General features: G+C 68.9%; 18 protein-coding genes and 1 riboswitch. All 18 genes read right to left on the bottom strand.

Features of this window, described 5'->3' with window-relative positions:
* Window positions 1–24: 24 nt before the first annotated feature.
* The 18 genes from metF to BG90_RS08480 all read right to left on the bottom strand — a co-directional run bounded on the left by metF (window position 25) and on the right by BG90_RS08480 (window position 20,153).
* The gene (gene metF / locus BG90_RS08565) at window positions 25–855 is read right to left on the bottom strand and encodes a methylenetetrahydrofolate reductase [NAD(P)H] (protein ID WP_010107048.1); all 831 of its coding nucleotides are present in this window, start codon (window positions 853–855) and stop codon (window positions 25–27) included.
* A gap of 18 nt (window positions 856–873) precedes the next feature.
* Window positions 874–1,227, bottom strand: a complete 354-nt coding sequence (locus BG90_RS08560; RefSeq protein ID WP_010107049.1) for a phage holin family protein — start codon at window positions 1,225–1,227, stop codon at window positions 874–876.
* Between the two features lie 164 nt (window positions 1,228–1,391).
* Entirely contained in the window at window positions 1,392–2,813 is a 1,422-nt protein-coding gene (gene ahcY, locus BG90_RS08555; protein WP_010117389.1) for an adenosylhomocysteinase, read from the bottom strand.
* Between the two features lie 34 nt (window positions 2,814–2,847).
* Window positions 2,848–2,987, bottom strand: a riboswitch (S-adenosyl-L-homocysteine riboswitch).
* Window positions 2,988–3,113: 126 nt separating this feature from the next.
* Window positions 3,114–3,848 (bottom strand): RNA polymerase sigma factor FliA, encoded by a 735-nt coding sequence (locus BG90_RS08550; RefSeq protein WP_010117390.1) that lies wholly within the window; start codon window positions 3,846–3,848, stop codon window positions 3,114–3,116.
* Window positions 3,849–3,869: 21 nt separating this feature from the next.
* Window positions 3,870–4,682 carry a nucleotide-binding protein gene (locus BG90_RS08545; RefSeq protein WP_010107054.1) on the bottom strand — a complete coding sequence of 271 codons (813 nt, stop codon included), beginning with the start codon at window positions 4,680–4,682 and terminating at the stop codon, window positions 3,870–3,872.
* The gene (flhF, locus tag BG90_RS08540; protein WP_045568112.1) at window positions 4,675–6,387 is read right to left on the bottom strand and encodes a flagellar biosynthesis GTPase FlhF; all 1,713 of its coding nucleotides are present in this window, start codon (window positions 6,385–6,387) and stop codon (window positions 4,675–4,677) included. The genes BG90_RS08545 and flhF overlap by 8 nt, the downstream gene beginning before the upstream one ends.
* On the bottom strand, window positions 6,384–8,486 hold the full coding sequence (flhA, locus tag BG90_RS08535) for a flagellar biosynthesis protein FlhA (protein WP_010107058.1): 2,103 nt from the start codon (window positions 8,484–8,486) through the stop codon (window positions 6,384–6,386). Before flhA ends, flhF begins: the two co-directional genes overlap by 4 nt.
* Window positions 8,483–9,685, bottom strand: a complete 1,203-nt coding sequence (gene flhB, locus BG90_RS08530; protein WP_010117393.1) for a flagellar biosynthesis protein FlhB — start codon at window positions 9,683–9,685, stop codon at window positions 8,483–8,485. Before flhB ends, flhA begins: the two co-directional genes overlap by 4 nt.
* Before the next feature lie 330 nt (window positions 9,686–10,015).
* Window positions 10,016–11,482 carry a phytoene desaturase family protein gene (locus BG90_RS08525; RefSeq protein WP_038802025.1) on the bottom strand — a complete coding sequence of 489 codons (1,467 nt, stop codon included), beginning with the start codon at window positions 11,480–11,482 and terminating at the stop codon, window positions 10,016–10,018.
* Window positions 11,483–11,570: 88 nt separating this feature from the next.
* The gene (locus BG90_RS08520; RefSeq protein ID WP_010107063.1) at window positions 11,571–12,071 is read right to left on the bottom strand and encodes a VOC family protein; all 501 of its coding nucleotides are present in this window, start codon (window positions 12,069–12,071) and stop codon (window positions 11,571–11,573) included.
* Between the two features lie 186 nt (window positions 12,072–12,257).
* Window positions 12,258–13,475 carry a DUF3443 domain-containing protein gene (locus tag BG90_RS08515; protein WP_010117397.1) on the bottom strand — a complete coding sequence of 406 codons (1,218 nt, stop codon included), beginning with the start codon at window positions 13,473–13,475 and terminating at the stop codon, window positions 12,258–12,260.
* Window positions 13,476–13,497: 22 nt separating this feature from the next.
* Window positions 13,498–14,001, bottom strand: coding sequence for a DUF2844 domain-containing protein (locus BG90_RS08510; RefSeq protein WP_010117399.1), 504 nt, complete (start codon window positions 13,999–14,001; stop codon window positions 13,498–13,500).
* Window positions 14,002–14,203: 202 nt separating this feature from the next.
* Window positions 14,204–14,932, bottom strand: coding sequence for a protein phosphatase CheZ (cheZ, locus tag BG90_RS08505; protein WP_010107066.1), 729 nt, complete (start codon window positions 14,930–14,932; stop codon window positions 14,204–14,206).
* 1 nt (window position 14,933) lies between these two features.
* Complete coding sequence (gene cheY / locus BG90_RS08500) at window positions 14,934–15,329, bottom strand: chemotaxis response regulator CheY (protein ID WP_004185006.1); 396 nt, start codon at window positions 15,327–15,329, stop codon at window positions 14,934–14,936.
* Window positions 15,330–15,376: 47 nt separating this feature from the next.
* A complete protein-coding gene (locus tag BG90_RS08495; protein ID WP_010107071.1) occupies window positions 15,377–16,471 on the bottom strand; it encodes a protein-glutamate methylesterase/protein-glutamine glutaminase in 1,095 nt (364 codons plus the stop codon).
* A gap of 5 nt (window positions 16,472–16,476) precedes the next feature.
* Entirely contained in the window at window positions 16,477–17,175 is a 699-nt protein-coding gene (gene cheD / locus BG90_RS08490; RefSeq protein WP_010107072.1) for a chemoreceptor glutamine deamidase CheD, read from the bottom strand.
* Window positions 17,172–18,119 (bottom strand): CheR family methyltransferase, encoded by a 948-nt coding sequence (locus tag BG90_RS08485; protein WP_010107073.1) that lies wholly within the window; start codon window positions 18,117–18,119, stop codon window positions 17,172–17,174. The genes cheD and BG90_RS08485 overlap by 4 nt, the downstream gene beginning before the upstream one ends.
* Window positions 18,120–18,122: 3 nt before the next feature.
* Window positions 18,123–20,153 (bottom strand): methyl-accepting chemotaxis protein, encoded by a 2,031-nt coding sequence (locus BG90_RS08480; RefSeq protein ID WP_045568111.1) that lies wholly within the window; start codon window positions 20,151–20,153, stop codon window positions 18,123–18,125.
* Window positions 20,154–20,172 lie beyond the last annotated feature (19 nt).

The following is a 20,172-nucleotide window of genomic DNA, read 5'->3' as shown; positions in this document are numbered from 1 at the left end:
TGACGCGCCGCCTGCGCGCCTGCCTCAGAGACCCAGCCGCTCGCAGACGATCTTCGTCGCCGCCGCGCCGTTCAGCGTGTAGAAGTGCAGGCCGGGCACGCCTGCGTCGATCAGCCGCCGGCAAAGACCCGTGACGACGTCCGCGCCGAACGCGCGGATCGAGTCCTTGTCGTCGCCGAAGCTCTCGAGCCGGCGCGCGACCCAGCGCGGCACTTCGGCGCCGCACATCTCGGAAAAGCGCATGAGCTGCGAGAAGTTCGTGATCGGCATGATGCCGGGCACGATCGGCACGTCGACGCCGAGCTTCGCCGCGTCCTCGACGAAGCGGAAGTACGCGTCCGCGTTGTAGAAGTACTGCGTGATCGCGGCGTTCGCGCCCGCCTTCACCTTGCGCGCGAAGTTCTCGAGATCGGCCTTCGGCGAGCGGGCCTGCGGGTGGTACTCCGGATACGCGGCGACTTCGATCCGGAACCAGTCGCCGTGCTCGGCGCGGATGAAGCTGACGAGCTCGGACGCATAGCGCAGCTCGCCCACCTCGCCCATGCCGGACGGCAAATCGCCGCGCAGCGCGACGATGTGGCGGATGCCGTGCGAGCGGTACTGGTCGAGAATCGCGCGCAGGCTGTCCTTCGACGAACCGATGCACGACAGGTGCGGCGCGGCTTCGAGCCCCGCTTTCTGCATGTCGAGCACGGTGTCGAGCGTGCCTTGCTGCGTCGAGCCGCCCGCGCCGAACGTGACGGACACGAATTTCGGCTTGAGCGGCGCGAGCTGCGCGCGCGTCGCGCGCAGCTTGTCGACGCCTTCCACCGTCTTCGGCGGAAAGAATTCAAAGGAAAGTTCGATCGGGTTCATGATTCAGGGATCACCCCGTCAGCCGATGTTGCGCTGACCGAAGATCAGGGCGGACAGCAGCCACGACACGATGCTGTACAGGATCGAACCGAAGAACGCGGACCAGAATCCCGACACTTCGAAGCCCTTCAGCAGCGACGACGCGAGCCAGAAGCACAGCGCGTTCACGACGAGGATGAAGAGGCCGAGCGTGACGATCGTCACGGGCAGCGTGAGCAGGATCAGGATCGGCCGGATCACCGCGTTGATGAGGCCCAGCACGACCGCCACGATGAGCGCCGTGCCGAAGCTCTTGATGTGGATCGACGGCACGAGGTACGTGATGATCAAGAGCGCGAGCGCGTTGATGATCCAGGTCAGGATGACGGTCATGTGAAGCTCCTTCTGCGGTTGACGATCCGGCCGAGCGCGGCCGCCCCGGAAGATGAGAACGCGCGGCGCGTCGGGCGGCGCACTTCGCCCGCCGACGCGCCGCGCGCGGCGGACGTCAGGCGGGCGGCCGCCCGGCGTCCGCGCGCCGGGTACGGATCAAGATATCAGTAACGATAGTGATCCGGCTTGAACGGGCCCGCCTTCGGCACGCCGATGTACGACGCCTGATCGTCGGACAGCTCGGAGAGCTGCGCGCCGATGCGCGCGAGGTGCAGGCGCGCGACCTTCTCGTCGAGATGCTTCGGCAGCACGTACACCTTGTTCTCGTACTGATCGCCGCGCACGAACAGCTCGATCTGCGCGAGCGTCTGGTTCGCGAACGAATTCGACATCACGAACGACGGGTGGCCGGTCGCGCAGCCGAGGTTCACGAGGCGGCCTTCTGCCAGCAGGATCACGCGCTTGCCGTCCGGGAAGATGATGTGGTCGACCTGCGGCTTGATGTTCTCCCACTGGTACTGGCGGGTCGACGCGACGTCGATTTCCGAGTCGAAGTGGCCGATGTTGCAGACGATCGCGTTGTGGCGCATCGCCTTCATGTGATCGTGGCCGATCACGTGGTAGTTGCCGGTCGCGGTCACGAAGATATCGGCCTTGTCGGCCGCGTATTCCATCGTCACGACGCGGTAGCCTTCCATCGCCGCCTGCAGCGCGCAGATCGGATCGATTTCGGTGATCCACACGGTCGCGCCGAGGCCGCGCAGCGATTGCGCGCAGCCCTTGCCCACGTCGCCGTAGCCCGCGACGACCGCGACCTTGCCCGCGATCATCACGTCGGTCGCGCGCTTGATGCCGTCGACGAGCGACTCGCGGCAGCCGTACAGGTTGTCGAACTTCGACTTCGTCACCGAATCGTTCACGTTGAACGCCGGGAACGGCAGGCGGCCGTCCTTTTCCATCTGATACAGGCGGTGCACGCCCGTCGTCGTCTCTTCGGTCACGCCCTTGATGTGCGACAGGCGCTTCGAGTACCAGTTGCCGTCGACTTCGAGGTGGCGCGCGATCGCCTTGAAGAGCGCGACTTCTTCCTCGTTGGTCGGCTTCGCGATCACCGAGCGGTCCTGCTCGGCCTTCGAGCCGAGGATGAGGAGCAGCGTCGCATCGCCGCCGTCGTCGAGGATCATGTTCGCGAACTCGCCGTTCGGCCATTCGAAGATGCGGTGCGTGAACTCCCAGTATTCGTCGAGCGACTCGCCCTTGAACGCGAACACCGGCGTGCCGGCTTCGACGATCGCGGCCGCCGCGTGATCCTGCGTCGAGAAGATGTTGCACGACGCCCAGCGGACATCGGCGCCGAGCGCCTTCAGCGTCTCGATCAGCACGCCCGTCTGGATCGTCATGTGCAGCGAACCGGCGATGCGCGCGCCCTTGAGCGGCTGCTGCGCCTTGTATTCGTCGCGGATCTGCACGAGGCCGGGCATCTCGGTCTCGGCGATGTTCAGCTCCTTGCGGCCCCAGCCGGCAAGCGCGATATCGGCGACGACGTAATCTTGCGAGGAATTGGAATCGATGACAGCGGCGTTCATCACGCCCTCCTTTCTAAAAAAGTTCTAGAAAATTGTGACGTGAGCGCCGTTCAAATAAGCGGCCGGCATCGGCGAGAACGATCGCCGCTACGCGACGATACTGCGCCGACACACCGCTTGGTTGACCATTTCCGAGCCTGGCGGGCGGGGCCCGTCGCAACGCTCCTCGGAAACGAGGTGGGATTGTAGCAAATCGAGACGAAATTTTCCTAGCGGGCGGGCCGGCCGCTCGCGCGCGGCATTTCGTCCGGCTTCGTCAGCGCGTTTTCCCGTTTCGCGCCCGATCGTCGCGCGAACGGCTCAGCTCTCCGTGCCGACCCACGCCTGCTCGCGCAGCTTCGCGCGCAGGCGCGCGACCGCCTGGCTGTGCAGCTGGCACACGCGCGACTCGCTCACCTCGAGCACCGCGCCGATCTCGCGCAGGTTCAGGCCGCGCTCGTAGTACAGCGACATCAGCAGCTTCTCGCGCTCGGGCAGGTGCTCGATCGCGTCGACGAGCGCGCTGCGCAGATGATCGTCGAGCAGCGCGGACAGCGGATCGGCATGGTCGGCGCGGTAGCGGTCGAGGAACGGCTCGTCGTCGGCCGAGCGGTCGAAATCCTCGTAATAGACGAGCTGGCTGCCGTGCAGATCCTGCAGCATCGACTGGTATTCGCCGAGCGGCATCTGCAGATGCGCGGCGACTTCCGTTTCGTTCGCCGAGCGGCCGAGCCGCTGCTCGACCTGGTGAACCGCGTGCTCGACCTCACGCGAGGTCTTGCGCAGGCTGCGCGGCAGCCAGTCGTTGCTGCGCAGCTCGTCGAGCATCGCGCCGCGGATCCGCTGCGTCGCGTAGGTCTCGAACTGCGCGCCCTGGTCTTCCTTGTAGCGGCTCGCCGCGTCGAGCAGGCCGATCATGCCGGCCTGGATCAGGTCGTCGAGGTCCACGCTCGCCGGCATCTTCGCGACGAGCTGCAGGCCGAGACGACGCACGAGCGGCGCGTATTGCGTCAGCACTTCGTCCTGGGAAATCTTGCCTTGAGCGTTATACATCATGCCCTCTCTTCGTCGTGGCGTTCAGGCGGCATGAGCCGCACCCCGTTCAAACGCCGAACTTCCCGTCCGGACCCGGCCGACGCCCGGACCCGGGCGCATCGGCCAATACAGCAGATCGGCGGCGATCTGCCGGTAATCGCGCGCCGCCGCCGCCGACGGAAACGCGTCCACCACCGTGTGCGCGAGCCCGCGCGCGCGTTCGATCAACTGATCGGCGGCGACGCACCCGGCGTCCGACAGCGACACCCGCAGATAGCGGCTCGCGACGCCGGCGAGGTTCTCGTATGCGGCCCTCGCGTCGGCGGCGCTCTGCACGTGATTCGTCAGCACGCGGAACTGCGCGAGCGCATGCGCGTAATGCAGCCGCTTCATGCACGCGTACGCCTCGGTGATCGCCGACGCCGACACGCGCGTGACGACGAGCACGTCGTGCGCGTCGCGCGCGAGCGCCGACAGCGCGCCGTTCGCGTCGAGCTGCGCGTCGATCAGCACGATGTCCGCCGCGCCGTCGCCGAGCGTCGCGAGCTGCGTCTCGCTGTAGCCGCCGCGCGCGAGCCGCGACGCCTCGCATATCGCGAATCCGAGCTCGTGCCGCACCGGCTCGCCGTCGCGCAGCCACGAGCCGCACAGCGTCGCCGAGATCGAGCGGACGTTCGCGCGCTCGTCGACGACGAGCACGTCCTTGCCGAGCGCGGTCAGCGCCGCGGCGAGATTGGCGACCGTCGACGTGCAGCCGACGCCCGACGGTCCGCCCGTCACCGCGACGACGCGCGACGCGCGTCCGGCGAGCAGGCGCCGCAATCCTTCAGCCTGGTCGGTAATGCGCTTATCCAAAGCGGACCTCGTGCAGTTCGTTGCCGGCGCGCGCGCTCAACGCGGACAGCATCGCCGGAAGATCGTCGTCGTGCGGCACGAACGGCGAATCCTCGCGCGGCGCGCAGAACGCGCTCTTCAGCAGGAATTTCTTCGTCGCGACGTACAGGTTCTCGGGCACCTTCTGGCCGGTCGACACGTAGTGCACCGGCAGCTTGTAGCGGATCACCGTGTCGAGCACGCCGCCCAGGTTGCTCGCCTCGTCGAGCTTCGTCAGGATGCAGCCGGCGAGATCCGGCAGAGCCGCTTCAGGCTGGCCGGCCGCGCTGCGGTACGCCTGCACGACTTCGTTCAGCGTGTCGCCGTGGCTCGTCGCGTTCAGCAGCAGCAGGCGCTGCACCGGCGTGTCCGCGCCGTACAGCATCGCGATCTGGTCGGACACCATGCGGTCGCGCTGGCTCATGCCGATCGTGTCGATCAGCACCATGTGCTTGTTGCGCAGCTCGGCGAGCGCGAGCTGCAGATCGCCGCCGTCCTTCACCGCGTGCACCGGCACGCCGAGGATCTTGCCGAAGATGCGCAGTTGCTCGTGGCCGCCGATCCGGTAGCTGTCCGTCGTCAAGAGCGCGACCTTGCTCGCGCCGAAGCGCATCACGCAGCGCGCCGCGAGCTTCGCGGTCGTCGTCGTCTTGCCGACGCCCGTCGGCCCCATCAGCGCGAACACGCCGCCGCGCTCCATCAGCGCGTCCTCGCTGTCGAGCACGGGCAGGTTCGCCGCGAGCACCGTGTGCGCCCAGTCGGCCGCCGCGTCGAGCGTGTCGTAGCCGACGCCTTCCGGCAGGTTGTCGACGACCATCCGCACGAGCTGCGCGGAAAAGCCCGCAGCGAACAGGTATTTCGTCAGCGCGCCGTGCACCGGATTGCGGCGCTGGCGCTCGTTCCACATCAGGCCCGCGAACTGCTCTTCCATCAGCTCGCGCAGCGAGCCGAGCTCCTGCATCACCGTGTCGTTGACGATGCGCTCGATGCGCGCCTTCACCGCGTCCGCGACGACGGTCGCCGCGTCCTCGGGCAGGCGCAGCGCCGCGGGCCTCGACGTCGTCGCATCGTCGGCCGGCAGCCGGCGCGCGGTGTTGCGCACGATGTCGCGCGCCCATTCGGGCGGCTCGTCGGCGGCCGCGCGCTCGCGCGGCGCGTGCTGCGCGGCCGTTGCCGCGCGCGGACGCGCGACGAGCTCCTCGTGCTGCTTCGTCAGCCGCTTCGCATGCTCGACGAGCCACGGCGCGGGTTCGGACGGCGCAGCGGCCGGCTGCGCGACGGCGGACGGCGCATCGTCGTCGGCCGCCGCATCGACGCTCGCGCCGAACACCGACGAGAACACGTCGGGGATGCCGCCCGCCGCGTACGGATTCGCGGCGGCGCGCGACGCCGACGCGCCCGCCGAAGGAACGATGACCGATGCGGCGGGCGACGCGAACGACGGCGCCGAAGACGGATGGTGCGCCGGCTGGCGGAGCGCTTGCGGCTGGGCCGCGCCGTGCGCGGCTTCGGCGGCCGCGCGCCGCGTCGAGATTTCGACGAGCTCGGCGGCGGGCAGCGCGACGATCTCGACACGGCCGTCGTCGAGCGTCCGGTTGGACAGCACCGCCGCGTCGGCGCCCATCGCTTCGCGCACGAGGCGCAGCGCGTCGCGGCTCGTCGGACCAATGAATTTGCGAATGTTCAAGCGGTACCCCCGATGACGTTAACGACCTTGATCGTGCGCGTGTCCGGCACTTCGGCGTAGGACAGCACTTTCAATTGCGGCAGGCTGCGCCGCAGGAAGCGCGCGAGCATCGCGCGCAGCGCGTGCTGGACGAGCAGCACGGGCGGCAGCCCCATGTTCTGTTGACGCAGCATCGCGTCTTGCGTGCCGATGAGCAGCGTGTGCGCGAGGCCCGGCTCGAGGCCCGGATTCGCGCCGGTGGCGAGCGCCTGCGACAGCACGCGCTCGAGATTCGCGTCGAGCCCCATCACCTGCATCTCGCCCGCGCCCGGATACCACTGCTGGGTGATCGCGCGGCCGAGCGCGAGACGCACGGCGGCCGTGAGCTCGTACGGATCGGTGATGCGGCCCGCCTGCTCGGACACGGCCTCGACGATCGTGCGCATGTCGCGGATCGGCACGCCTTCGTCGAGCAGGTTCTGCAGCACCTTCTGCAGCGTCGTGAGCGAGACCGTCTTCGGCACGAGGTCCTCGACGAGCGACGGCGCATCCTTGCCGGTCCGCTCGATGAGCGCCTGCACTTCCTGGCGGCCGAGCAGCTCGGCCGCGTGCTGGACGACGAGGTGGTTGAGGTGCGTCGCGACGACCGTGCTCGCGTCGACGACCGTATAGCCGTACACCTGCGCCTGCTCGCGCAGCGACATGTCGATCCAGACGGCGGGCAGCCCGAACGCCGGATCCTGCGTCGGCGCGCCGGGCAGCGCGGCCGTCACCTGGCCCGGATTGATCGCGAGCCACTGGCCCGGATACGCTTCGCCGACGCCGACCTCGACGCCCTTCAGCGCGATCCGGTAAGCGTTCGGACGCAGCTCGAGGTTGTCGCGGATATGGATGACGGGCGGCAGGAAGCCGATTTCCTGCGCGAACTTCTTGCGGATGCTCTTGATCCGCTTGAGCAGCTCGCCGTCGGTGTTCTTGTCGACGAGCGGAATCAGCCGATAGCCGACTTCGAGGCCGAGCGGATCGATGAGCGTGACATCTTCCCACGTCGCTTCGTGGCTGTCGGCCGGCAGCGCCGCCGGCGGCGCGATCTCGGCGACCATGCCCGCCGCTTTCTTCGCGGCTTCGCGCTTCGTCAGCGTGCGCGACAGCCAGATCGCGCCGGCGCCGAGCAGCAGGAACGCGAAGTGCGGCATGTTCGGGATGAGGCCCATCAGCACGATGATCGAGCCCGTGATCATCAGGACGCGCGGGTTCGTGAAGAGCTGCGTCGTGAGCTGCGTGCCGATGTCCTCGTCGGTCGCGACGCGCGACACGATCACGCCCGCCGCGGTCGAGATCACGAGCGACGGGATCTGCGCGACGAGGCCGTCGCCGATCGTGAGCAGCGTGTAGTTCTTGCCCGCCGCGGCGAAGCTCATGTCGTGCTGGAGCATCCCGACGATCAGGCCGCCGATCACGTTGATCGCCATGATGATGAGGCCCGCGATCGCGTCGCCGCGCACGAACTTCGACGCGCCGTCCATCGACCCGTAGAACTCCGCTTCCTGCGCGACCGCCTGGCGGCGCTTCTTCGCCTGCTCTTCGTTGATGAGGCCGGCGTTCAGGTCGGCGTCGATCGCCATCTGCTTGCCGGGCATCGCGTCGAGCGTGAAGCGCGCGGACACTTCGGCGATCCGGCCCGCGCCCTTCGTGATCACCATGAAGTTGATGATCATCAGGATCACGAACACGACGATGCCGACCGCGAAGTTGCCGCCGACGAGGAAGTGGCCGAACGCCTCGATCACCTGGCCGGCCGCGTCGGGGCCCGTGTGGCCTTCGAGCAGCACGACGCGCGTCGACGCGACGTTCAGCGACAGGCGCAAGAGCGTCGAGAACAGCAGCACGCTCGGGAACGCGGCGAAGTCGAGCGGCTTCATCGTGTACATGCTGACGAGCAGCACCATCACCGACAGCGCGATGTTGAACGTGAAGAACAGATCGAGCAGCAGCGGCGGCAGCGGCAGGATCATCATCCCGAGAATCATGCAGATGAGGATCGGGCCCGCGAGCGCGCGCAGGTTCGTGCCCGCCAGGAGCTGCGAGCGCTTGCCGAGGAAACCGGCCGGCATGTTCATGCGGCACCTCCGGCGGCGCGGCCGAGCGCGTCTTCGGCTTCTTCCTGCTCGTCTTCGGGCGCGACGTGCGCGCCCTTGTCGAGCTCGGCGGGCACCTCGAGATCGACGGGCGTCTCGGGCGCGATTCCGCCTTCGGCGCGGAAGCGCTTCAGCTGATACACCCACGCGAGCACTTCGGCGACGGCCGAATACAGCGTGCCCGGAATCTCGCGTTCGAGATCGACATTGTGATAGAGCGCGCGAGCGAGCGGCGGCGCTTCGAGGAGCGGCACGTGGTGCTCGGCCGCGAGCGCGCGGATCCGCCCGGCGACGAGGTTCACGCCCTTCGCGACGACCTTCGGCGCGCGCATCTCGCCGTCCGTGTACTTGAGCGCGACCGCGAAGTGCGTCGGGTTCGTGACGACGACGTCGGCCGTCGGCACGTTCGCCATCATCCGGCGGCGCGCCATCGCGCGCTGCTGCTGGCGGATCCGGCCCTTCACGTGCGGATCGCCTTCGTTCTCGCGGTGTTCGCGCTTCACTTCTTCCTTCGTCATGCGCAGCTTCTTGTTGTACTGCCAGAGTTGATACGGCACGTCGAGGCCCGCGACGACGAGCATTCCCGCGACCGTCATCCCGCAGCACACGGCGACGAGATGCAGCGCGTCGGCGAGCGCCGCGTGGAGCGGCTGCGTCGCGAGGCCGAGCAATTCGTCCTTGCTGCGCCAGATCGCGGCGCCGCCGATGCCGCCGACGACGAGCGTCTTCGCGATCGACATCCCGAGCTGGATCGGCCCCTGAATCGAGAAAATGCGGCCGAGGCCCGTGATCGGATTCAGGCGCTCGAACTTCAGCTCGAACGTCTTCGTCGACACGAGCCAGCCGCCGAGCGCCATCGGCGCGGCGAGCGCGGCGACGCCCGTCAGCGCGAGCAAGGGCGCGAGCGCATAGAGACCTTCCAGGCTCAGGCTGCCCGCGTGCGACAGCATCCGGTGGGTGTCGAACGCGGTGGCGCGGTCGAACGAGAACGCCGCGTGCAGCATCGTGCGCAGATGCTCGCTGATCGGGCCGGACAGGAGCCACGCGCCGTAGAAGCCCGCCGACAGCAGCGCGAACGAAGCCAGCTCGCGCGAGCGCGCGACCTGCCCCTCCTCGCGCGCCTTCTCGCGGCGCTTGGGAGTCGCGGCTTCTGTCCGTTCGAGATCGCTGTCCTCTGCCACGAGGGCCTCCGTGTGGGCGCGGCGGGATGCCGCTTTCCAGTGACACCGATTATTCCCGCGGCGGTCAACGGGCGATCGGTCGAGGAAAGCGGGGAAACGGGGGTATTTCTCGGAATCGGTCGCGGGGTCGAAGGGCGGGCGGTGAGCGGGTTTTGGGGGCGGGATCGACGGCGGGCGGCGGGCAGCCCTGGCAACCAACGTCCTCATGCTTGCCGCGCGCCGCCGGAACGCGCGCCCGCCGGAAAACGCCGACGCGGTGTCGAAGGGCACGTTTGCGGCGAGCCCGGCCGCGCGGCTCCTAAGCTCGGGCGCCGCGCGCCCGCACGCCGCTCATCGCAACGCGCGCGACGCGAGCGCGTCGGCCGCGAAGACGCCCGGCAGCATCGACGTCGTCACGCCGAAGCCCGGATATGTCGTCTGGCCGGCGAGATACAGCCCGTCGATCGGCGTCACGTGCGGAAACTGCTGATCCGGCCGCACGGCGGGCGACAGCCCGTAAAGCGCGCCTTCGTACAGGCCGAGCCGCTCCGCATGATCCTTCGGGCTCGTCACGCGCAGCGTCGCGATGTCGAGCCGGTGCCGGCGCGCGAGCGCATCGATCCAGGGCTGCGCGGCCGCCGTCTTCGCGGCGTCGGTCCACGCGTCGAGCGGCGTGCGCGCGTCGACGGCCGCGAACATCTCGACGATGCTGCCGCCCGGCGGCGCGAGCCCGGGCAGCGTGACCGTCGGCACCGTGTAGTTGAACCAGCGCACGCCGTCCGGCTGCGGCGACAGCATGGCCCGCTGGTCGCCCGCGCTCGGCAGATGGTTCACCGAATACGCGACGGGCTCGATCCGGTTGCGCAGCCCGAGCTGGATGCCGAGCGCGCGATGCGACAAAGGCGCGCGGGCGACGCGGCGCAGCATCGCGCGCGGCGCGTCGGCGGCCTCGACGAGACGCGCGAACGTCGCCATTCCACTCGCGGTCGACACGACTGCGTCCGCGTCGATCTGCTCGCCCGACGCGAGCGTGAGCCCGCGCACGCGGCCGCCCGCGACGCGAATCCGCGCGACCGCCGCTCCCGTGCGGACCTGTCCGCCGTGCGCGGCGAACGCGTCGGCGAGCGCGCGCGGAATCGCGCCCATCCCGCCTTCGGGCAAATACAGGCCGTCGTCGAGGAGCGCGATCAGCCCGACGATCTGCGCGACGGGCGTGCACTCGGCGGGCAGCCCCGTGTACAGCGTGACGGCGGCGAGCGCCGCGCGCGCGTCCGGATCGGAGAAATCGCGCGCGAGCTCGGCCGCGAGCGTGCCGCGCAGCTTCGGCAGATGACGCCAGGTCTTCGCGAGGAAATGCGGCAGCGACAGCGGTCGGATCAGCAGATCGTCGACGAAGATCCGCAGCAGCGGCCGCCACTTGTCGACGCAGCGCGCGATCTCCGCCTGCAGCACCGCGCTGCGCTCGGCGCCTTGCGCGCCGTCGACGAACGCCGCGCCGCGCGCGCCGAGCGTCACGCGCGTGCCGTCCGGCAGCCACGACGCCTGGGGCACCGCGATCGGCAGCAGCGGCACGCGCGCCGCGCGATCGAGCCCGAGCCGCGCGAACGCGTGATCGAGCAGGCGCGGCAGTGCGACGAACAGCGCGCCGTCGTTGAAGCGAAAGCCGTCGACGTCGGTCGTCGACGCGCATCCGCCCACCACATCGCGCGCCTCGTAAAGCCGCACGTCGCAGCCCCGGCGCGCGAGCTCGACGCCCGCCGCGAGGCCCGCCACGCCGCCGCCGACGATCGCGACGCGCGTCACACCGATTGGCTTCATGCCGTGTCTCCGCTGCGGAGAAGCCCGTATTGTCGTCGAAAGGCGGGGAAAGCGAACGATGGACGGCAGGGAAACGGCAGGCGGGCGCTTAGCCGGCTGCGGCCCGCTGCAGCGCCGCGAGGTCGATCTTCTTCATCTGCATCAGCGCCTGCATCGTGCGCGACGCCTTCGCCGGATCGGCGCCCGTCAGCAGCTCCGGCAGTTGCGCGGGCACGATCTGCCACGACAGCCCGAAGCGGTCCTTGAGCCAGCCGCACTGCTGCGCGCTCTCGTCGCCGCCTTCGGACAACCGGCGCCAGTAGTAGTCGATCTCGTCCTGCGTCGCGCAGTTGACGACGAACGACACGGCCGGATTGAACTGGAACGCGGGGCCGCCGTTCAGCGCGACGAAGTTCTGGCCGTCGAGCTCGAAGGCGACCGTCATCACGGTGCCCTCGCCCTGCCCGGACGCCTGCGCGCCCTCCCTGCCGTAGCGGGCGACGCGCGTGATCTTCGCGTCGTCGAACACCGATACGTAGAACGTCGCGGCCTCCTCGGCGTTGCCGTTGAACCACAGGAAGGGGGTGATGCGCTGCACACGTGCCGTCATGACGTCTCTCCTCGTGAGTCTTCCTCTGCGGAACAACCTGACGATGATAGGCGCTCGCGGCGCGTGCGGCCGCGCATCTTCCGTAGTTCTCCAAGCAAAAGGGCGCGATTTCTCGCGCCCTTTGTCGTCAGCGTGCGGCGCGCCGGAGCCGGAGCCCCCGGATGCCGGCGCGCGCCGCCCGTCGCGTCAGAACGCGATATACGGCGCCGGCCCGCCGCTGCCGCTCTGGTCCATCCCGAAGTACAGCGTCTTGCCGAAGAAGTGCGGCAAGCCGAAGTCGAGCACCCGCGTGTTGCCGAACGGGCCGCCCAGGTTCGGCACCGCGGACTTGTACGACGAGAACAGCGAGTTCGCGTTGGCGATCGAGATCGACGCCGACGCCTGCGCGCCGTTCAGGCCGACGACGGTGGCCGTCGTCGTCTGCGTGCTCGACGGGCAGTAGAACGACGAGTTGTTGCTGCAGACGGGCAGCGTGACGGCCGTGCTGCCGCCCGTGTCGAAGAAGTACGCGTTCGAGCCGGTGTCGAAGAACGCCGTGCTGATCGTGCGGCCGAGCAGCGTGCCCGTCAGGTCGCCCGCCGTCGTCGACGTGAGCTTGGTCGCGCCCGCCGGCAGCGCGTTGTTCGCCTGCGTATTGATGCCGAACGTCAGTGTGCCGGTCGCACTGCCGCCCGACGGCGGATTCATCGCGACGACCACGCCGTTGTTGTCGGCCGGAAAGCGCGGCACCGGATTCGCGACCTGCTGCGCGAGCGGCACCGTCGTGACCTGGCAGCTCGAGTTGCCGTTCGGGCACGCGTAGTAATTGCTGTAGAGCGTCGACGTCACGCAATTCGCGCCGCAGTCGTAGGGCGCGGGCCCGATCCCGAGGATGCCGTTCGCGCCTAGGTCGGCGGCCGTGTTCGACGGCGAATTGCCGTTCGAGCAAGACGTCGGCACGCCGGACGTGCCGAGATCGCCGATGATCTGGACCGGCAGCGAGCCCGCCTGCTCGCCGGCGATCTTCACGTCGGCGGTGCGCACGGTGCCCCACGTGTAGCTCGTCACGAACTTGCCGCACTCGACGAGCGCACCGCCGCTCACGCTCGACACGGGCAGGCTGCCGAGCACGTTCGACGCCGCGGTGTTGACGATCCGCAGCCCGTACGACGCGGTGTCGACGAGCACGTTGTCGATCGTCTGGCACGTCGACGTGCCGGGCGCGCAGATCGTCACGCTGACGGTCGGCATGTTGACGACGGTCGCGACGCCCGTGCTGACGGTGATCGCCGCCTGGTTCGACGCGAGCGGCGTGCCGGACGAGCCGCCGTCGCCTCCGCCGCCGCAGGCGGCGACGAGTGCGACCGTGGCCGCGGCGAGGCTCAGCGCGCCGAGCCAGCGAGTCAGAGTGTATTGGAAGCGCAAGATCTGTCCCCTCCCGTCGCGATCACTGGATGTCGTTGGTGGAGAAGCCGGCAGGCAGCGCCTGCGGCAGCCACGCCTGACCGGAGTACGAGCCCATGTGGCCGCCCGTGTGGACGACGAGCCCGCTCGTGTCGATCGCGGCCGGTGCGCGCGGCCCGCGTGCGGCGTGGGACGCCTTCACGCCCGCCTCGTATTGCGGGAAATAGCTGCCGAGCAGATCGGTGAGATCGGGCGCGACGGGGCCCTGCCACGACAACGCGAACACGGTGCCCGCCGTCGAGACGTACTCGCGCACCACGGTGCCCGAACCGAGCGTGGTTTCGCGCACGGTGTAGCCGACGGCGGCCGTCGATACGCCGCCCGCCGCATGGATGCTGCGCTGCATCGACCGTACCGTCGCGGCGGTGTCCGCTGCGGGCGGGGTCATCGGCGCGCCGCCGAGGCCCGCGTGGACGGGCGCGGCAAGCCACGCGCACATGAAGCCGGCCGCCGTCGCGGCGATCCGGCGAAATCGACTCGATCTCACTCCATTCCTCCTCGAATTCAGGCCCTGCACCTCGGGCGGCGTGACGTCTGCCGACTCGCACGCCGCTCATTATCGACAATCGAAAGCAAAAAGAAAGCTCTCGAGAGCCTGCAAATCAGGAGCGTAGTATGCCTGTCTCTTATGTCAAAAACCTATCGGCATTAATCTCGAAGATTTCTTAAATATTGCAAAACAATTTGACTCAAAAGCCGAGGCTCGCCAACAGATCGTCGACTTGCGCCTGATCCTGCACAACGTCCGCCTTTCCTTCCGGGTTGATTTGCGGCCCATTCAGCAGCGATTCCGGCGTGATCGCGCCGCCCGCCTGCTCGGCGGCGAGCGCGGCGGCCGTCGCGGCGAACTGCTCGCGCCGCTCGGGCGCGATGTTCTCGACCAGCACGGTCAGCAGCTGCTGCTCGATCAGGTAGACCATGTCCATGATCTTCTTGATCACCTGGCCCGTCAGATCCTGGAAGTCCTGCGCGAGCATGATCTCGAGCAGTTGCGCGTTGGTCGCGCCCGTCGCCTCCGGCAGCGCGCGCAGGAACGCGCGCGTGTCGTCCATCAGGCCGCGCACTTCCGCGCGCTCGATCGGCGACTCGTACCACTTCGCCCAGCGCGCGTCGAGCGCCGCGGCCTCTTCCTGCAGGCGCACCTGCACGGGCTTCGCGATCTCGATCGCGGTCAGCACGCGCTCGGCCGCCTGCTCGGTCATCGCGACGACATAGCGCAGCCGATCGCGTGCATCCGGCACGGCTTCCGCCGCCTTCTCGACGTGCTTGTCGAGCCCCAGCTCGCGCATCGAGTCGCGCAGCGTGCGCGTCAGCTGGCCGATGCGCGCGAGAATACGGTCGCTCGCCAGATCGGCGGCGTCGGCAAGGCGGTCGTCGGCGCTCGCGCCGGCAAGCGCCGCATTGATCGGCTCGTTCACGTCAGCTCCCCGCTTTCGCCATCTTTTCCAGAATCTTGTTGAGCTTCTCGTCGAGGGTCGCCGCCGTGAACGGCTTCACGACATAGCCGCTCGCGCCCGCCTGCGCGGCCGCGATGATGTTCTCCTTCTTCGACTCGGCCGTCACCATCAGCACGGGCAGATGCGTGAGCGACGCGTCCGCGCGGATCTCCTTCAGCATCGCGAGGCCGTCGAGGTTCGGCATGTTCCAGTCGGAGATCACGAAGTCGTAGCCGCCGCCGCGCAGCCGCGCAAGCCCGGCGAGCCCGTCCTCCGCCTCGTCGACGTTCGAATAGCCCAGCTCTTTCAACAAGTTGCGGACGATCCGACGCATCGTCGGAAAATCGTCCACCACCAGAATCTTCATGCTCTTGTCCATCGTCTGTTCCTTTCCTGATTCGTGTCCTGTAACGGTGGCGCCTAGGGTTACACGCGCTGCACGCGGTCGCCCATCGACGCAAGGCGCGCCATGATACGGCGACTCATGTCGGAAAGGGGCGCGACGTCGTCGACGCCGCCCATCGCGATCGCCTCGCGCGGCATCCCGAACACGACGCAGCTCGCCTCGTCCTGGGCGAACGTATACGCGCCCGCCTTTTTCATTTCAAGCAGCCCGGCCGCGCCGTCGCGGCCCATCCCGGTCAGGATCACGCCGAGCGCGTTCTTGCCCGCGTGCTGCGCGGCCGAGCGGAACAGCACGTCGACCGACGGGCGATGGCGGTTGACGGGCGGATCGTCCGACAGATGCGCGATGTAGTTCGCACCGCTTCGCGCGAGCAGCAGGTGCGCGTGGCCGGGCGCGATGTACGCGTGGCCCGGCAGCACGCGCTCGCCGTGCTCCGCCTCCTTCACCGAGATCCGGCACAGCCCGTTCAGGCGCTGCGCGAACGAGCGCGTGAAGCCGGGCGGCATGTGCTGCGCGATCAGGACGGCGGGCGCGTCGGGCGGCAGCGGCGTCAGCACCTCGCGGATCGCCTCGGTGCCGCCCGTCGACGCACCGACGATGATCAGCTTCTCGGTACTGACGAGCGGATTGTTGATGAGCGGCGCGGCGGCGCTAGCCTGACCGTGCGCCGCGGCGGCAGCGGCCGAATGCGGCTGCGGATTCTGCCGCACGCGCGCGCGCGACGCGGCGCGCACCTTGTCGGCCAGCTTTTCCGAATAGTCGAGCATCCCGTCGCGAATCCCGACGCGCGGCTTCGTGACGAAGTCGACCGCGCCGAGCTCGAGCGCGCGCAGCGTGATTTCCGAGCCGCGCTCGGTCAGCGACGACACCATCACGACCGGCATCGGCCGCAGGCGCATCAGCTTCTCGAGGAAGTCGAGGCCGTCCATCCGCGGCATTTCGACGTCGAGCGTCAGCACGTCCGGGTTGTGCTGCTTGATCAGCTCGCGCGCGACGAGCGGATCGGGCGCGGTCGCGCACACTTCCATGTCGGGCTGGCTGTTGATGATTTCGGTCATCAGGCTGCGGATCAGCGCCGAATCGTCGACGCACAGCACTTTGATTTTCTTCTGCACAGCGTTCAAGCCTCCTGCTTTCTTGTGACGGGCTGCGACGCGGCCCGCGTACCGAACAATTCGATGCGGGGCTTCGCATCCGCCTTGGGCGCGGGCGTCCCGAACAGCTCGACGCGCGGGCGCGGACGGGCGGCGCGCTCGCCGCTCGCCTCGCGCGCGAGCGCGGCTTCCCGCTCCGCGACGTCGGGCGCCTGCACGCGCAGCTTCTTCACCATTGCCTGCCCCGTGTACGGCATGAACGCGACCTTGCGCGGATGCACGCCCTGCAGATCCTCCGCGGTGATGCGGATGCGTTCGAGCGCGAGATAGCGGCGCACGAAATCGGCGTTGCGATCGCCGATGTTGATCGTCGTCATCCCGGCGAGCACGGCCGCGCCGCCGAACACCTTCGCTTCGAAGCGCTCGCGGCGGCCGCCCGCCTTGATGAGCTCGTTGATCAGCACTTCCATCGCGTACGCGCCGTAGCGCATCGATTCGGACGCGGCGGCGGACGGATCCGCGCCGTCGTCCGGCAGCATGAAGTGATTCATCCCGCCGATCCGCGCGATCGGATCGTGCAGGCACGCGGCGACGCACGAGCCGAGCACGGTGACGAGCACCATGTCCTCGCGCGTCGTGTAGAACTCGTTTGGCAGCAGCTTCACGCCGCGGCGGTGGAAGTGCGCGTCGAAATAATGATTGGTCGCGATCGGCAGCCCGCTCATCGGAGTTCCTCCTCGGCCGCGGCCGCGCCGACGCGCGAGCGCACGCGCGGCGCGGCGGAATGCCCGTCGCGCGTCAGCTCGTAGACCGTCTGCCCGCGCAGATGGAACGCCTGCGTCACGTACGTGAAGTTCTCCGAATGGCCGGCGAACAGCAGGCCGCCCGGCTTCATCAGCGGCTCGAAGCGCGCGAGCACCTGCGACTGCGTCGGCTTGTCGAAGTAGATCATCACGTTGCGGCAGAAGATCGCGTCGAACGGCTTCGTGAGGCCGTAGTCGGCGTCCGTCAGGTTGAGCTGCGCGAAGCGGATCATCGCGCGCAGCTCGGGGCGCACCTTCACGCGGCCCGCCTGCGCGCCCGTGCCTTTCAGGAAGAAGCGCTTGAGCCGCTCGGGCGACAGGTGCTTCACCTGCTCGAACGCGTAGACGCCCGCTTCCGCCTTCGCGAGCACCTGCGTGTCGAGGTCGGTCGCGAGCACGGTCGCCGAGCGCGCGGCCGAATCGCCGAGCGCCTCGACGAGCGTCATCGCGATCGAATACGGCTCTTCGCCCGTCGACGCCGCCGAGCACCACACCGACACCGGCTGCTCGCGGCGCTTGACGAATTCGGCGAGGATCGGGAAGTGATGCGACTCGCGGAAGAACGCGGTCAGGTTCGTCGTCAGCGAGTTCGTGAACGCTTCCCATTCGGCCGGGTCGTTCTCGCGCTCGAGCAGCTCGAGATAGTCGCAGAAACGGTTGAGCCCGCGCGCGCGCAGGCGCCGCGCAAGGCGGCTGTACGCCATGTCGCGCTTGTGCTCGGACAGCGAGATGCCCGCGCGCTGATGGATCAGCGCGCGGATCTTCGTGAAATCGGCGGACGTGAATTCGAAGTCCCGCGCAGCGTCGCCCGACCGTTCCTGCGGTTCGAGTGCGTCGAGACGAGAGGCGGCGCGGGCGGGCATCATCGCTTAAAAGGTTTCCCAGTCGTCGTCGGAGGACGCTGAGGCGACCGCGGGCTTCGACTCGCCCGACAGCACCGGGCGCTTGAGCGCGAAGGAGGACGCGGAAGCGGCGGCGGCTTGCGGCGCGGCGGCCGCGCCGGCCTTGCTTGGCGACGGACGCGCGGCTGCGCCCGGCTTCGCGAGCTTCGGCGCGTAGGCGGAAGACGCGGTGGAGGCGGCGGACTTCGGCGCGCCGGCGGGCGTCTTCGCGGGCTGCGACGCGGCGGCATGGGCAACGTGCGCGCCGTGTGCCTCGCGGGTGCCGTGTGCGGCAGCCGGCGCCGCGGCGGCCGAAGCCGAAGCCGACGACGATCCGGCCACGCTGGCAGCGGGCGCGCGCGACGTGGTCGCAGCGGCCGACGGCTTGCTCGGCGACGCCGCGTTCGCGTGCGCCTTCGCCCCCGGCGCGTCCGCCGCGGCCGGCGTCGCGGCGGACGCGATCCCGCCTTCGACGCGCCAGACCGACACGACCTGCTTCATCTGCCGCGTCTGCTCTTCGAGCGATGCGGCGGCGGCCGCCGCCTCTTCGACGAGCGCCGCGTTCTGCTGCGTGACGGCGTCCATCTGGCTGACCGCGCGATTCACCTGGACGATGCCAGTCGACTGCTCTTCGGACGCCGCGCTGATCTCGCCCATGATGTCGGTCACGCGGCGCACCGCCTGAACGATCTCGGCCATCGTCGTGCCCGCGCGCTCGACGAGCGCGGAGCCGCTTTGCACCTTGTGCGCGGAATCGCCGATCAACTGCTTGATTTCCTTCGCGGCCGTCGCGCTGCGCTGCGCGAGCGAGCGCACCTCGCCCGCGACGACCGCGAAGCCGCGGCCCTGCTCGCCCGCGCGCGCCGCCTCGACGGCCGCGTTCAGCGCGAGGATGTTGGTCTGGAATGCGATGCCTTCGATCGTGCCGATGATGTCGGCGACCTTCGTCGAACTCGCCGCGATGTCCTGCATCGTCCTGACGACCTGGCCGACGACCTCACCGCCCTGCGTCGCGATGTCGGACGCGTTGACCGCGAGCTGGCTCGCCTGCCGCGCGTTTTCCGCGTTCTGGCGCACCGTGCCCGTGAGCTGCTCCATGCTCGACGCGGTTTCCTGCAGCGACGCCGCCTGCGATTCGGTGCGCGCCGACAGGTCGGCGTTGCCGCTCGAGATCTCGCGCGCGCCGGCGTCGACCGCCACCGCGCCGCGATGCACGGCCTTCACCATGTCGGCGACGGCCGCCTGCATCCGGCCGATGCCCTGGAACAGCCGGCCGATCTCGTTCCTGCCCGCGACCTGCGACGCTTGCGTGAGGTCGCCCGCCGAGATCCGCTCGAACTGCGCGATCGCGATGTTGAGCGGCTGCACGATGAGCCCGCGCAGCGCGAAACGGATGCCGATCACCATCAGGAACGCCACGACGATGCCCGCCGCAATCAGCGCGATCATCAGCGAGATGCGCGTCTGCGTCGCGTCGAAGCGCGATTCCGCACGCTTCGAATACGCGGCGACCACCGCGGACGCCGCGCTGTCGTACGCGACGAACATCGGGCTGATCTTCGTATCGGCGATCGCATGATACGCGGCGAGGTCGCCCGCATGCGCGGCCGCGAATTCCGGTTCGACGCCTTCCTTCGTCAGCGTCGCGTAGCGCGCGGCGAGCTCGTCCGCGAGCGCCTGGTCGATGCCTTCCTTCGACGCCGCGAGATACGCCTGCCAGTTCTGCGTCGACTTCGCGTACAGCTCCTGCGCGCGCGACAGCACCTTCTGCGCCTCCTCGGCGTTGCCGGCCTCGGACAGCGTCTTGAAACGGTCGAGCGCGACGCGCGAGCGCAGCAGGTACGACGACGTGTCGTCGAGCGTGTGGATCGTCGGCAGGTCGCCGTGCGCGATCGCGTCGAGCGAGCGGCTCGCGTGATTCAGCGCGTACAGCCCGAGCCCGCCGACCAGCGCGGCGACGAGCACCAGCATTAGTCCGACGGCCGTCAGCGTCGTGCGGATCGACCAGTTGTGCAGCATCGTCAGCTCCCCCGTAGTT

This window comes from Burkholderia oklahomensis C6786 (assembly GCF_000959365.1).
Classification (GTDB): Bacteria; Pseudomonadota; Gammaproteobacteria; order Burkholderiales; family Burkholderiaceae; genus Burkholderia; species Burkholderia oklahomensis.
This window is presented reverse-complemented; position numbering and strand designations above follow the sequence as displayed.